The sequence below is a fragment of the Lelliottia sp. RD5 genome, from assembly GCF_056032945.1.
In genome coordinates, this window is the sequence record NZ_JBVYHQ010000001.1 from 1401253 (window position 1) to 1414834 (window position 13582).

Below are 13582 nucleotides of genomic sequence, written 5' to 3' on the forward strand. Positions count from 1 at the left end.
ACAAGTCTGCCGGGCGTTTTTTTATAACACGGCCGGCAACAGCGCCACCAGACGTCCCTCATCCAGCAGTTCCATCGCCTTTTCGATGTCCGGCGCGAAGAAACGGTCATCGTCGTAGTGTGAAACGGCCTCGCGCAGCATCTGGCGCGCCTGCTCCAGCAAGGGGCTGGATTTTAGCCCTTCGCGCAAATCAATACCCTGAACCGCCGCGAGCCACTCTACCGCCAGCACGCCCCGCGTATTCGACGCCATTTCCCACAGGCGACGCCCTGCGGCCGGTGCCATAGAGACGTGATCTTCCTGATTCGCCGAGGTCGGCAGACTGTCGACGCTGTGCGGATGCGACAGGGCTTTATTTTCGCTCGCCAGCGCCGCCGCCGTGACTTGGGCAATCATAAACCCGGAGTTGACGCCGCCGTTACGCACCAGGAACGGCGGCAGCTGCGACATGTGTTTATCCATCATTAACGCGATACGGCGCTCGGATAATGCGCCGATTTCGGCAATCGCCAGTGCCAGATTATCCGCCGCCATCGCCACCGGCTCAGCGTGGAAATTGCCGCCGGAAACCACTTCATTTTGCTCAGCAAACACCAGCGGGTTATCGGAGACCGCGTTGGACTCAATAAGTAAAACCTCTGCGGCATGGCGCAACTGGGTTAAACACGCGCCCATCACCTGCGGCTGACAGCGCAGCGAATACGGGTCCTGCACTTTGTCGCAGTTATGATGAGAATCAGCGATTTCACTGGTATCCGTCAGCACATGGCGATACATCGCCGCCGCGTCAATTTGTCCGCGCTGGCCGCGCACCGCATGAATACGCGCATCAAACGGACTCCGTGAGCCGAGCACCGCTTCGGTCGTTAAGGCGCCGCACACCACCGCCGACGCGAACAGATCTTCGGCTTCGAATAATCCACGCAGCGCAAACGCGGTTGACGCCTGGGTACCGTTCAGCAGCGCCAGGCCCTCTTTCGCGGCGAGGGTAATCGGCTCCAGTCCTGCCTTTTTCAGTGCGTCTTTGGCGGGCAGCCATTCGCCCTGCCAGCGGGCTTTGCCCTCGCCGAGCAACAGCAACGACATATGGGCCAGCGGGGCCAAATCGCCCGACGCGCCAACGGAACCTTTCGACGGGATCCACGGATACACCTGAGCATTCACCAGCGCAATCAGCGCCTGAATCACGCTCAGCCGGATGCCGGAAAAACCGCGCGCCAGACTGTTGATTTTCAGCACCATCATCAGGCGCACCATGCCGTCGTCCAGTGGAGCACCTACGCCTGCGGCATGCGACAGCACCAGCGAGCGCTGGAGATTTTCCAGGTCGTGCGTGGCAATGCGCGTCTGCGCCAGCAGGCCAAAACCGGTGTTAATGCCGTAAGCCGTCCGGTCTTCCGCCACGATCGCTTCGACGCAGGCCACGCTTTGGTTGATGGCTTCATGCGCTTTTTCATCCAGTGCCAGCGGGGTCGGGTGACGCCAGACGCTGCGCAGCTGTTTCAGCGTCAGCGCGCCAGGAGTAAGGGTTAACGCGTTCATCAGTGCTTTCCTTGTGTGGCGGCAATCATCGGCAGATTCAGTCCCTGCTCTTTGGCGCAGTCAATCGCGATGTCGTAACCCGCATCAGCATGGCGCATCACGCCTGTCGCCGGGTCGTTATGTAATACGCGAGCAATGCGCGCCGCAGCTTCGTCGGTGCCGTCGCAGACAATCACCATTCCCGCATGCTGAGAAAAGCCCATCCCCACGCCGCCGCCGTGGTGCAATGACACCCAGGTCGCCCCGCTGGCGGTGTTCAGCAGCGCGTTGAGCAACGGCCAGTCGGAGACCGCGTCGGAGCCGTCCTGCATCGCTTCGGTTTCGCGGTTTGGGCTGGCTACGGAACCTGAATCCAGATGGTCGCGGCCAATCACAATCGGCGCAGACACTTCACCGCTGCGCACCATTTCGTTAAACGCCAGGCCGAGCTTTTGTCGCCACTCCAGCCCCACCCAGCAGATACGCGCCGGTAAGCCCTGGAAGTTGATGCGCTCGCGGGCCATATCCAGCCAGTGATGCAGATGCGCGTCGTCGGCAACGATCTCTTTGACTTTGGCGTCGGTTTTATAGATATCTTCCGGGTCGCCGGAGAGCGCGACCCAGCGGAACGGGCCGATACCGCGGCAGAACAGCGGGCGAATATAGGCGGGGACGAAACCGGGGAAATCGAAGGCGTTTTCAACACCCATCTCTTTGGCCATCTGGCGGATATTGTTCCCGTAGTCGAAGGTCGGGACGCCCATCTCGCTAAACGCCAGCATCGCGCGAACGTGTTCAGCCATCGATTGTTTGGCGGCCAGAACGGTGCCTTCCGGATCGGTTTTCGCTTTTTGCTGGTACTCTTCCCAGCGCCAGCCGGTGGGCAGATAGCCGTGCAGCGGATCGTGGGCGCTGGTCTGGTCGGTCACCAGATCCGGGCGAACGCCGCGCGCGACCAGTTCCGGGACGATATCCGCCGCATTGCCGCACAGCGCAATCGACACCGTTTTGCCTTCGGACGTGTATTTGTTGATGCGCGCCAGCGCGTCGTCCAGATTGTCGGCCTGCTCATCGACATAGCGGGTGCGCAGACGGAAATCGATGCGGCTCTGCTGGCATTCAATGTTCAGGGAACATGCGCCCGCCAGCGTTGCGGCCAGCGGCTGTGCGCCGCCCATGCCGCCCAGTCCTGCGGTCAACACCCAGCGGCCTTTCAGTGAGCCGTTATAGTGTTGGCGACCGGCTTCCACGAAGGTTTCGTAGGTGCCCTGCACAATTCCCTGACTGCCGATATAGATCCAACTGCCCGCGGTCATCTGGCCATACATCGCCAGCCCTTTCGCATCCAGTTCGTTAAAATGTTCCCACGTCGCCCAGTGCGGCACGAGGTTCGAGTTGGCAATCAGTACGCGCGGGGCATTTTTATGGGTTTTGAACACACCCACCGGTTTGCCGGATTGCACCAGCAGGGTTTCGTCGCTTTCAAGATGGGTCAGAGAGTCCACAATGGCGTCGTAGCATTCCCAGTTGCGCGCTGCGCGACCGATGCCGCCGTACACCACCAGCTCATGCGGATTTTCAGCAACGTCGGGATCGAGATTGTTCATCAACATGCGCAGCGGCGCTTCGGTGAGCCAGCTTTTGGCTGTCAGCGTGGTGCCGCGTGGGGCGCGGATCTCCTGCTGACGGTATTTACCTGACGACATTGTGTGGTCCTCATACGGGATGAAAGATACAAATAGATATACTTGTATAGACAACCCCGCACAAGGTTGGATTTAACAAAAAAGATACAATTTTGTTATATTGCGTTAGCTATCACGCTTTTAAAACTTATGACATAAAGTGGCCCTGCAACCGGTAGCGATCCCCGGGAAACAGCAGCCGCGCATGGGAGACAATTTGCGATCCAGACCAGGTGCGACGGCGGATCAGCAGGCACGGATCGTGCTCTTTGATGCGCAGCATTTCACACTCCTGCAACGTAGCGCGTACCGCTTCGACGATGTGTTCGCCTTCGGTCAGCGGAGCAACCTGCGACAGCCAGGCGTGCGGCGTGGTCTGGGTGTAATCCTGTTCGAGATAGTCCGGCACGCGCGCGGCATTGACGCAGCGGTCTTCAATTTGCACCGGGATGTCGTTCTCGAAATGCACCATTACCGAGTGAAAAATCCGCGTCCCCTCATTGACGTTCAGCGCCAACGCCTGTTCAGCGCTGGCCTGCGTCTCTTCAAGAATTAACACCTCGCAATGATGCTGATGATTTCGCGCGGCGATCTCATCGGCGATGCTGCGGATCGCAAAAAGCGCAGACTCCCCTTTTGGCTCGGCGACAAAAGTCCCGACCCCCTGCAATCGCACCAGCATGCCCTCGTCGGTCAGTTCCCGCAGCGCGCGGTTGATGGTCATGCGGCTAAAACCAAACTGCGACACCAGCTCCGCTTCGGATGGAATGCGGTCGTGCGGCTTCCAGACGCCCGCGGCGATTTTCTCGCTGATCGCCTGTTTCACCTTTTCGTAAAAAGGCGCGGGCGCGCTGGGTGGCTGATTCGGTGAGCGTGTAAACATCGTGACTCCTCTAAACGTGTTATGCCCACCAGTGAGCAATTTGCCAGGCCAGACGCGCAGCCAGTCGTGCGCCCTGACCATCGCGATCGTACGACGGATTAAACTCGACTAAATCAGCGGCCTGCAGCTTTCCGCTACGACAGATCTGCTCAATCACCGGCATAAGATCCATGGCCGGAATACCGAGCGCTGCCGGAGCCGAGACTGCGGGCATTTCACCTGCAGGCAGGACGTCCAGATCGAGGGTGAGATACACGCGATCCGCCTGCGCTAAAACGGCGTCCAGTGTGGATAACGCATCGCGGCGAAAATGCAGATCGTCCACCAGCGTGACGTTCAGGCGAACCGCTTCATCCCACAGCGCCTGGGTATTCGCCGCGCGGCTGACGCCAAAGCACGCGTACTGAAATTCACGCTGCTGCGCTTCGCAATACTGCGCAAGCTGGCGGAACGGCGTGCCGGAAGTCGCCCTTTCGGCTTTGCGCAAATCGAGATGCGCATCCAGATTAATGATAACGACGCGTTCATCAGGAAACGCATCCAGCACGCCGCGCCCGTGCGCCCAGGCGGTTTCATGCCCGCCGCCGAATACCAGCGTGCGCATCCCCGCGTGCTGACAGGATTTCACCCCGTCGCTGAGCGCTTGCTGCGCGGGTTCAAGCTGGTCTGCTTCAACGGTGATCGTCCCCATATCCACCAGCCGATCGTGCCCGTGATGGCTGGCCATATTCGCCAGGGCCTTGCGCAGCACGTCGGGTGCGTGCGCCGCGCCAGGTCTGCCGTGATTGCGCTTCACCCCCTCATCGCTGGCAAAACCGAGCAACGCAATACCAGAACTTACCGGAATAAAATGTTCAGCCTGGCGTAGCGTCTGGAAAATACGCAGGGCGTTGCTGGCCTCGGCGCGATCGTCTCGCCCTTGCCAGATTTCAGAGGGCGTTGGTCGCCAGAAATTCATGTTATTTTCCCACGAAAAACACGTTGATACAGCGGGTTACGACCTGGCTCATACACCATTTCCACCGGCCGTTCGGCATCCCAGACAATAAAATCGGCGACAAACCCGTCTTTTAATTGCCCGTGTGTGGCGCCGCGTCCCAGCGCCTGCGCGGCATGGCGCGTCACGCCAGCCCATGCTTCTTCCGGCGTTAAGCCAAACTGGACACAGGCCATGTTCATCGCCAGATGCAGGCTGGCAAACGGGCTGGTGCCGGGATTGTAGTCGGTCGCCACGGCGATCGGCACACCCTGTTTTCGCAGCTGTTCAACCGGTGGGCGCTGGCGCTCCTGTAAGAAATAGAACGCGCCCGGCAGCAATACCGCTACCGTGCCGTTTTGCGCCATCGCGGCAACGCCCGCGTCGTCCAGATATTCGATATGATCGGCGGACAAGCCTTTATAGCGGCTGACAAGTGCCGCACCGCCAAGGTTTGAAAGCTGCTCGACGTGGCCTTTGACGGGGATGCCCAGCGCCGCAGCGGCCTGAAAAACACGCTCGGTTTGTGCAGGGGTGAACCCGACGTTTTCACAAAACACATCCACCGCTTCAAAGACGTTCTGCTTCCAGAGTGTGGGCATGATTTGCTCGCAAACCAGCGTCAGATAAGCATCCGGATCGTGGCGGTATTCAGCTGGTACCGCGTGCGCCGCCAGCAGCGTCGGGCTTATCTCGACCGGATTGTTTTGTGCGAGCTGTTGCGCCACGCGCAGCATTTTCGCTTCGGCCTCGTGATTCAGACCGTAACCGGATTTGATCTCAAGCGTGGTGACGCCCTCTTGCATCAGGCGTTGCAGCCGCTGTTGCGCCAGCGTCAACAGCGTTTCCGCCGAGCTTGCACGCGTCGCCGTGACCGTGGCGTTAATTCCGCCGCCCTGCGCACTGATCGTTTGATACGAGACGCCATTAAGACGCTGCTCCCACTCAGAGGCGCGGTCACCGCCAAACACCAGATGGGTATGACAGTCAATCAGGCCCGGCGTGACCAGCCGCCCTTCTAGGTCAATCCGATTCGCATGATTTACCGGGATGTCAGCTTCAGGAATCAGCGCCAGGATTTTCTCGCCGCGTACAATTAATGCGACGTTTTCCTGCATACCGTAAGGCTCAGGATTGTCCGGATTCAGGGTTGCCAGCCGTGCGTGATGCCAGATAACGTCATCGGGATGAAGCTGCTGCATAGGACGTCCGCTTGTCATGAGTTGTATAGACATTTATTTTCATTCGATTGCCCCTGTCAACCCGCTTTATCGAAAATGTTATTTATTTGTGACGACTTCCGCGGCTGTCGCAGGTGAAAAAGAGAACTTTTTGCCTTTTCATCTTCCCGTTTCGCTCAACTTAGTATAAAAAAGCAGGCTATTTCGATTATCCCGTTAAGACTCGCGAAGCAAGGAGCTTTCCCTTGAACATTTCCAGGATTTCCCGTCTGGCGTTGGCGCTCGCATTTGGCGTGACGTTATCCGCCTGTAGCTCAACGCCTGCGGATCAGTTGCCTTCTGAGCAAGCCGCACCAGGTACGGCGTCTCGCCCGATTCTGTCTGCTGGCGAAGCAAAGAACTTCACCGCTGCACATTATTATTCAGCAATGGATCCAAACGCTGCGCCGTGGACGCCGTCCTCTATTCGTCTGCCTGAGCAGCCAAACTTCGTGGTTGGGCCAGCAGGCGCGCAGGGCGTGACGCACACCAGCATTCAAGCTGCGGTTGACGCGGCTATCACCAAGCACAGCGCGTCTCGCCAGTACATTGCGATTTTACCGGGTGAATACGAAGGAACCGTTTATGTTCCTGCTGCACCGGGCAGCATCACTCTTTATGGTACCGGTGAGAAAGCGGTTGATGTGAAAATTGGCCTGGCGATCGACTCCGAAATCGACCGTAACACCTGGCGTCATCTGGTGAATCCGGCCGGTAAATACATGCCTGGCAAACCGGCGTGGTATATGTTCGACAACTGCCAGAGCAAGCAAAGCGCGACCGTGGGCGTGATGTGTTCTGCGGTAGTCTGGTCACAGAACAACGGTCTGCAGCTGCAAAACCTGACCATCCAGAACACCGTGGGTGACAGCGTGGATGCGGGTAATCATCAGGCGGTTGCCCTGCGTACTGACGGCGATCGGGTGCAGATCAACAACGTGAATATTCTGGGTCGCCAGAACACCTTCTTTGTGACCAACAGCGGCGTGCAAAACACGCTGCAAAATAACCGTCTGACGCGCACTCAGGTCACCAATAGCTACATTGAAGGCGATGTGGATATTGTGTCTGGTCGTGGCGCGGTGGTGTTTGATAACACCGAATTCCGCGTCGTGAACAGCCGCACCCAGCAGGAAGGTTACGTGTTTGCACCTGCAACGCTGTCCAACATGTTCTACGGCTTCCTGGCTATCAACAGCCGCTTCACCGCATCCGGTGACGGCGTGGCGCAGCTGGGTCGTTCTCTGGATGTGGATTCGGCGACCAACGGTCAGGTCGTGATTCGCGACAGCGTGATCAACGAAGGCTTTAACATGGCAAAACCGTGGGCCGATGCCGCTGTATCCAAACGTCCGTTCTCCGGCAACACCGGCGCGGTGGATGATAAAGGCAACGTGCAGCGCAATCTGAACGACGCTAACTTCAACCGCATGTGGGAGTTCAACAACCGCGGCGTGGGCAGTAAAGTCGTGGCTGAGCCGAAGAAGTAATCGGATCTCCTGACATAAAAAAACCTCGCATTAGCGAGGTTTTTTATTTTCTATCGCTTAGTGTGCGTTAACCACCACCCACATTGGGCCTTGACCAACCGCATAGCGACCTTTCTCTTCCAGCAGCCCCTGTACGCCTTTAATTTCATACAGCGCGATGTGATGAGATTTCTGCCCCGCCGCAATCAGGAATTTGCCGCTGTTATCGATATTAAAGCCGCGCGGCTGGGTTTCGGTTGGCTGGAAGCCTTCGATTGCCAGCACGCTGCCGTCTTCAGAGATGCTGAACACGGTGATCAGGCTCGAAGTACGATCGCACGCGTACAGATGACGGCCATCCGGGGTGATATGAATGTCTGCCGCCCAGCGGGTGTCGGCAAAGTCCGCAGGCATCATATCCAGCGTCTGGATGCACTCGATCTGGCCGTTTGGATTGCGCAATTCCCACACGTCAACGGAGCTGTTTAGCTCATTTACCACGTAGGCGTACTGCTGATTTGGATGGAACACCATATGACGCGGACCTGCGCCCTCCACGGTGGTGACCTCTGCCGGGTTCTGCGCCTGCAGGTGGCCGTCGTCGCTGAGCGTGAACAGGCAAATGCGATCCTGCTTCAGCGCGGGAACCCACAGCGTGCGGTTATCAGGTGAGATATTCGCGGAGTGACAGCCTTCCAGCCCTTCGACAATATCCACGGTTTCAACCGGAATGCCCTCTTCCAGACGCGTCACGCTGACGCTGCCCGCATTGTAAGATCCGCTGAAAATGAAACGACCCTGACGATCGGTGGAGATATGCGTCGGGCTGCCCGGCAGTGGCGCTTCGGCGGTGTAGGTCAGCGCGCCATCGTCCGGGGAAATGCGGTAAGCCAGAACGCGGAATTCAGGACGCACGCCCACATACAAAAAACGTTTATCCGGACTGACGACCATTGGCTGAACTTGCCCAGGCACATCGACAACCTGCACCAGCGTGAGCGAGCCTTCGGTATTCAGACGCCAGACGTGGATCTGCTGGCTTTCAGGACTGGCGGTATAAACGGTTTGTTTCATGAATTCTCCTTTCCTCACTGCGCGTGAAAGTAATTAACTTTTAACGGTGAATGCTGAATTCTAGCCTGGCATTTTGCCGGCATCCTCTCTCGGTGTACCATCCCAGAAGACTTTAAATTCAATATTAACCCGGAAGAACAAATGACCTCGCGTGTGATTGCACTGGATTTAGACGGTACACTGCTAACCCCTCAAAAAACCCTGCTTCCCTCTTCGCTTGAAGCACTTAAACGTGCCCAGGAAGCGGGATATCAACTCCTGATCGTCACGGGTCGACATCACGTTGCCATTCATCCTTTTTATCAGGCACTGGCGTTAGATACACCTGCAATTTGTTGTAACGGGACTTATTTGTATGATTATCAAACAAAAAAGGTTCTTGAGTCCGATCCGCTGCCTGTCACTCAGGCGCTGCAACTGATTGACCTGCTGGATGAACACGCCGTACACGGGCTGATGTACGTTGACGATGCCATGCTGTATGAACGCCCAACCGGGCATGTGATCCGCACCCGCAACTGGGCGCTGACGCTGCCTGAAGCCCAGCGCCCGGTGTTTACCCAGGTGTCTACTTTGCGTGAGTCCGCGCAGGAGGTGAACGCTATCTGGAAATTCGCGTTGACGGATGAAAACACGCAAAAGCTGAATGAATTCGCGGCGCACGTGGAGCAAACGCTGGGGCTGGCGTGCGAGTGGTCGTGGCACGATCAGGTGGATATCGCCCGCAAAGGCAACAGCAAAGGCAAACGTCTGACGCAGTTTGTCGAATCTCAGGGCGGTTCAATGCGCGATGTGATTGCCTTTGGCGATAACTATAACGACATCAGCATGCTGGAAGCGGCGGGTACGGGCGTGGCAATGGGCAATGCCGACGATGCGGTGAAAGCGCGCGCTAACGTGGTGATTGGCGACAACACCACCGATAGCATCGCGCAGTATATTTATACTCACCTGCTGTAATCAGGTGGTGATCGAGACGCTCTTGATTTGCGCGTAAAGCCACAGGCCAGGCTTGATACCGAGTTCATCCCTAGCCCACGGGCTGATGCGCGCCCAGAGCGTCTTGCTGCCGATTTCGAGCTGGACTTCCACCTGTCCGTTATCGTCGAAACATTGCGCCACTTTGGCGCGCAGAATATTGCGGATACTGGATTGCAGCGGTGGTTGTAGCACCAGCGAAACGTCAGACGCCTGAATGCGGATCCGCAGCGCTGTCTGCAACGGTTTTTCAATCTTATTGACCCACAGATGCTGATCGCCCAGCGCCAGCGCCGTCATGGCGTAGTGCGGGTGGTGCTCCAGCACGCTCACTTTCAGCACGCTACTTTGTTGCTCTTTCGGCAACCACGGGTGCATGACGCTGCTGCCCCACACCTCTTCCAGATTGCCAAAGGCTTTGACGCTGCCGTTTTCCAGCACCAGCACTTTGTCTGCCAGATGTAAAATCTCATCCAGAGAATGGCTGACATACAGCATTGGAATGTTAATTTCGCGCGCCAGACGCTGGAGATACGGTAACAGTTCACGCTTACGCGGAATGTCGAGCGAGGCCAGCGGCTCATCCAGGAGCAGCAGTTCTGGCGCGGTGAGCAGGGCACGACCAATGGCGACGCGCTGTTTTTCCCCTCCCGAAAGCGACGACGGCAGACGCTCAAGTAAGGTTTCAATTCCGAGCAGCGCCACCAGCTTATCAAACTGTCCGGCCATGCTTTTCGCCATGCCGTAGCGCAGATTGCCGCGCACGTTGTAATGCGGGAACAGGCGCGCATCCTGAAACACGTAGCCAATGCGGCGCTTCTCAGGGGCCAGGTAAATCTTTTTTTCGACGTCATTCAGCACGCGATCGTTAAGGGCAATGCGGCCCGTTTGCGGACGCGTCAGGCCGCTAATCGCGTTGATAAGCGACGTTTTTCCCGCGCCCGATACGCCAAAAACGGCGGTGATCCCTGACGCAGGCAGCGTTTCGTTGAGCGTCAACGTGTGGTTGCCCAGCGTTTGGGTGAAATTGAGTTCCAGCATGATTATTTCCCCATCCGCTCGCGGCTAAGACGCGCCAGCCATTCAGAAACCAACAGCGACACCAGCGCCAGGACAATGGAAATAATGCACAGTCGCGCCGCTGCGCCTTCGCCGCCAGGGGTCTGAATCAGGGTATACATGGCAGAAGGGATGGTGCGGGTTTCGCCAGGAATGTTAGACACAAACGTAATGGTCGCGCCGAATTCGCCAAGCGAACGTGCAAAAGCCAGCACCGTGCCGACAATAATCCCCGGCAAGGTCAGCGGCAGCGTGATGGTGAAGAAGACGCGCCAGCGCCCGGCACCGAGCGTACGCGCGGCGTGTTCCAGTTTGATATCCACCGCTTCCAGCGCGAGGCGAATCGCCCGCACCATCAGCGGGAAGGACATCACCGCAGCTGCCAGCACCGCACCGCGCCAGGTGAATGCCAGCGTCAGGCCAAACCAGTCATACAGCCATTCACCGATAAAACCGCGGCGTCCCATGGCGATCAGCAGTAAATAGCCAACCACTACCGGCGGCAACACCAGGGGAAGATGAAGAACACTGTCGAGCAACGCTTTGCCCGGAAACTGGCAGCGAACCAGCAGCCAGGCAAAAAAGATCCCAAAGGGCAAACTAAAGGCAACGGCCAGGGAAGAGACTTTAAGGCTGAGAATCACAGCCTGCCATTCAGGATCGGTCAATATCATCAGTGAGTCGTAAATCCATAACGTTTAAAGGTTGCTGACGCTTCAGGCCCCTTCAGATAGTCAAAGAAGGCGCTGACCGTCGCATTTTTGTGTCCATCAACAATCGCAATCGGGTACTCGACTTTCTTATGAGAGTCTTCTGGGAACGTACCGACCACTTTCACGCCCTTACTGGCAACTGCATCGGAGCCGTAAACGATGCCCAGAGGGGCTTCATTACGCTCCACCAGAGCCAGCGCACCGCGCACATCTTCAGCAGGTGCCAGTTTCGGGGATAATGTATCCCAGGCACCCAGTTTTTGCAGCGCCTCTTTGGCGTAAATCCCGGCTGGAACATGATCCGGATCGCCCACCGCCAGACGCCCGTCTTTCAGCAGGCTGGCCCAGTTGGTCTCTTTAGAAATCGCGATCTCGCCCTGTGCGCTCGCTTTAGGCGCGATAACCACCAGGCTGTTGCCCAGCAGCGTTTCACGGGTTGCGGCGTCGATAGATTTCTTCTCGACCGCATAATCCATCCATTTCTGGTCGGCAGAAATAAACAGATCGGCCGGGGCCCCTGCTTCAATCTGACGCGCCAGCGTTGACGACGAGGCAAAAGAAGAGACCACATCGACGTTTTTCTCTTTTTTGTACTGCGCCGCAATATCCTGCATCGCATTGGTCAGCGACGCCGCGGCAAAGACCGTGATTTTGTTTTCTTCTGCCAGTGCATGCCCGGCGAGCGAAAGCGTCAACGTTGCCCCTGCAAGAAGGCGTAATAATGTACGTGCCATTTTTATCTCCTGTTAACTTCGTTATATATAAATAAATATAACGATATCTGCAGGGAAGTCCTAGCGTTAAATCGTACCGATTAATGAGTAAAGCGTGCTGACAATGGGAATACTATCGGCGCAGAAGGGAGAAACTTGAGGGCAAAACGCCCGGTCAGACCGGGCGTTTAGAAAGGAATCAATGCTGCTTTTTAGGCTGGTCTTTATGACCGATGTTCGAAAATACGTTGAACACTTCACCCAGGCCGTAGATGGCGCCGAGGATGATGGCCATCACTACGGGTACCATGATCACGGCGAATACCAGACTTTTCAACAACTCTAACATGGTGTTCTCCAGACATTGTGAGTGACGTATTCTACCCTGAAAAGCGAGAAAAACATCCCCTTTTGTGCGGTAGTCTTTGCGCATCCGAGCAATTGGGTCACAATACACTTTTTGCCAGGACTTTGTTATGCAGGCCGAAATTCTCCTTACCCTTCGACTTCAGCAGAAGCTTTTCGCCGATCCGCGCCGCATTGCCCTGCTTAAACAAATAGAGCAAACCGGCTCAATTAGCCAGGGCGCGAAAAATGCCGGTATCAGCTATAAGAGCGCGTGGGACGCCATCAATGAGATGAACACCCTGAGCGAGCAAACGCTGGTCGACAGAGCGACAGGCGGCAAAGGGGGCGGTGGCGCGGTGTTAACGCGTTACGGTCAGCGTCTGATTAAGCTGTACGATTTGCTGGCCCAGATTCAGCAAAAAGCCTTCGATGTCCTGAGCGATGACGATGCCCTTCCGCTCGATAGCCTGCTGGCAGCCATCTCTCGCTTCTCACTGCAAACCAGCGCGCGCAATCAGTGGTTTGGCACCGTGACGGCGCGCGATCGCGCGCAGGTACAACAGCACGTGGATATTCTTCTCGCCGATGGCACCACGCGCCTGAAAGTGGCAATTACGGCGCAAAGCGGTGAACGACTCGGGCTCGACGAAGGCAAAGAGGTGCTGGTGCTGCTCAAAGCGCCGTGGGTGAATATCACACGCAATGCGGAGCAGGCCAAAACGGCGGATAACCAACTGCGCGGCACGATAAGCCAAATAGAAAGCGGCGAAGAGCAGTCGGAAGTGCTGATGACCTTACCGGACGGACAGATCCTGTGCGCGACGATCCCCGCCGCTGCTGCAGACGATTTAACAGAAGGTGTCGACGTCACCGCATATTTCAATGCTGACCGGGTGATTATCGCCACGTTGTGCTGAGTGCATTGACAAATTTGCCGACAGTG

The 13582-nt window shown here is 56.9% G+C and carries 13 protein-coding genes; 3 read left to right on the forward strand and 10 right to left on the reverse strand.

Going from position 1 to position 13582, the window contains the following annotated elements:
- Positions 1 to 21: 21 nt before the first annotated feature.
- The 5 genes from hutH to hutI form a co-directional block, all read right to left on the reverse strand.
- Positions 22 to 1542: a histidine ammonia-lyase gene (gene hutH / locus AC0LWE_RS07010; RefSeq protein ID WP_219346863.1), complete on the reverse strand. Its 1521-nt coding sequence runs from the start codon at positions 1540 to 1542 to the stop codon at positions 22 to 24.
- A complete protein-coding gene (gene hutU / locus AC0LWE_RS07015; RefSeq protein ID WP_202694168.1) occupies positions 1542 to 3227 on the reverse strand; it encodes a urocanate hydratase in 1686 nt (561 codons plus the stop codon). Before hutU ends, hutH begins: the two co-directional genes overlap by 1 nt.
- A 127-nt stretch (positions 3228 to 3354) precedes the next feature.
- Positions 3355 to 4089: a histidine utilization repressor gene (locus tag AC0LWE_RS07020; protein WP_174342262.1), complete on the reverse strand. Its 735-nt coding sequence runs from the start codon at positions 4087 to 4089 to the stop codon at positions 3355 to 3357.
- Positions 4090 to 4108: 19 nt separating this feature from the next.
- Positions 4109 to 5047 (reverse strand): formimidoylglutamase, encoded by a 939-nt coding sequence (gene hutG / locus AC0LWE_RS07025; RefSeq protein WP_219346864.1) that lies wholly within the window; start codon positions 5045 to 5047, stop codon positions 4109 to 4111.
- Positions 5044 to 6267 carry an imidazolonepropionase gene (gene hutI / locus AC0LWE_RS07030; RefSeq protein WP_219347711.1) on the reverse strand — a complete coding sequence of 408 codons (1224 nt, stop codon included), beginning with the start codon at positions 6265 to 6267 and terminating at the stop codon, positions 5044 to 5046. The genes hutG and hutI overlap by 4 nt, the downstream gene beginning before the upstream one ends.
- Before the next feature lie 224 nt (positions 6268 to 6491).
- Here hutI and AC0LWE_RS07035 point away from each other — a divergent pair, with 224 nt between their 5' ends.
- Positions 6492 to 7775 carry a putative acyl-CoA thioester hydrolase gene (locus AC0LWE_RS07035; protein ID WP_131487675.1) on the forward strand — a complete coding sequence of 428 codons (1284 nt, stop codon included), beginning with the start codon at positions 6492 to 6494 and terminating at the stop codon, positions 7773 to 7775.
- A gap of 57 nt (positions 7776 to 7832) precedes the next feature.
- Here the strand turns inward: AC0LWE_RS07035 and pgl are convergent, their stop codons facing one another.
- Positions 7833 to 8828, reverse strand: coding sequence for a 6-phosphogluconolactonase (gene pgl, locus AC0LWE_RS07040; protein WP_131487674.1), 996 nt, complete (start codon positions 8826 to 8828; stop codon positions 7833 to 7835).
- Between the two features lie 141 nt (positions 8829 to 8969).
- Here pgl and AC0LWE_RS07045 point away from each other — a divergent pair, with 141 nt between their 5' ends.
- A complete protein-coding gene (locus AC0LWE_RS07045) occupies positions 8970 to 9788 on the forward strand; it encodes a pyridoxal phosphatase (protein ID WP_059178601.1) in 819 nt (272 codons plus the stop codon).
- Here AC0LWE_RS07045 and modC read toward each other — a convergent pair whose 3' ends face one another.
- The 4 genes from modC to AC0LWE_RS07065 form a co-directional block, all read right to left on the reverse strand.
- Positions 9789 to 10847 carry a molybdenum ABC transporter ATP-binding protein ModC gene (modC, locus tag AC0LWE_RS07050; RefSeq protein ID WP_059178602.1) on the reverse strand — a complete coding sequence of 353 codons (1059 nt, stop codon included), beginning with the start codon at positions 10845 to 10847 and terminating at the stop codon, positions 9789 to 9791.
- Between the two features lie 2 nt (positions 10848 to 10849).
- Positions 10850 to 11539: a molybdate ABC transporter permease subunit gene (modB, locus tag AC0LWE_RS07055; RefSeq protein ID WP_059178603.1), complete on the reverse strand. Its 690-nt coding sequence runs from the start codon at positions 11537 to 11539 to the stop codon at positions 10850 to 10852.
- A complete protein-coding gene (gene modA / locus AC0LWE_RS07060; RefSeq protein WP_202667149.1) occupies positions 11539 to 12312 on the reverse strand; it encodes a molybdate ABC transporter substrate-binding protein in 774 nt (257 codons plus the stop codon). Before modA ends, modB begins: the two co-directional genes overlap by 1 nt.
- Before the next feature lie 178 nt (positions 12313 to 12490).
- Entirely contained in the window at positions 12491 to 12640 is a 150-nt protein-coding gene (locus tag AC0LWE_RS07065) for an AcrZ family multidrug efflux pump-associated protein (RefSeq protein ID WP_072241805.1), read from the reverse strand.
- A 127-nt stretch (positions 12641 to 12767) separates the two neighbouring features.
- On the opposite strand from AC0LWE_RS07065, the gene modE reads away from it, so the two are divergent.
- Complete coding sequence (modE, locus tag AC0LWE_RS07070) at positions 12768 to 13556, forward strand: molybdenum-dependent transcriptional regulator (protein WP_219346866.1); 789 nt, start codon at positions 12768 to 12770, stop codon at positions 13554 to 13556.
- Positions 13557 to 13582: the final 26 nt, after the last annotated feature.

Coding starts and splice junctions, on each gene's coding strand:
- hutH (WP_219346863.1), bottom strand. CDS start 1,542: ATGAACGCGTTAACCCTTACTCCTGGCGCGCTGACGCTGAAACAGCTG.
- hutU (WP_202694168.1), bottom strand. CDS start 3,227: ATGTCGTCAGGTAAATACCGTCAGCAGGAGATCCGCGCCCCACGCGGC.
- AC0LWE_RS07020 (WP_174342262.1), bottom strand. CDS start 4,089: ATGTTTACACGCTCACCGAATCAGCCACCCAGCGCGCCCGCGCCTTTT.
- hutG (WP_219346864.1), bottom strand. CDS start 5,047: ATGAATTTCTGGCGACCAACGCCCTCTGAAATCTGGCAAGGGCGAGAC.
- hutI (WP_219347711.1), bottom strand. CDS start 6,267: ATGCAGCAGCTTCATCCCGATGACGTTATCTGGCATCACGCACGGCTG.
- pgl (WP_131487674.1), bottom strand. CDS start 8,828: ATGAAACAAACCGTTTATACCGCCAGTCCTGAAAGCCAGCAGATCCAC.
- AC0LWE_RS07045 (WP_059178601.1), top strand. CDS start 8,970: ATGACCTCGCGTGTGATTGCACTGGATTTAGACGGTACACTGCTAACC.
- modC (WP_059178602.1), bottom strand. CDS start 10,847: ATGCTGGAACTCAATTTCACCCAAACGCTGGGCAACCACACGTTGACG.
- modB (WP_059178603.1), bottom strand. CDS start 11,539: ATGATATTGACCGATCCTGAATGGCAGGCTGTGATTCTCAGCCTTAAA.
- modA (WP_202667149.1), bottom strand. CDS start 12,312: ATGGCACGTACATTATTACGCCTTCTTGCAGGGGCAACGTTGACGCTT.
- AC0LWE_RS07065 (WP_072241805.1), bottom strand. CDS start 12,640: ATGTTAGAGTTGTTGAAAAGTCTGGTATTCGCCGTGATCATGGTACCC.
- modE (WP_219346866.1), top strand. CDS start 12,768: ATGCAGGCCGAAATTCTCCTTACCCTTCGACTTCAGCAGAAGCTTTTC.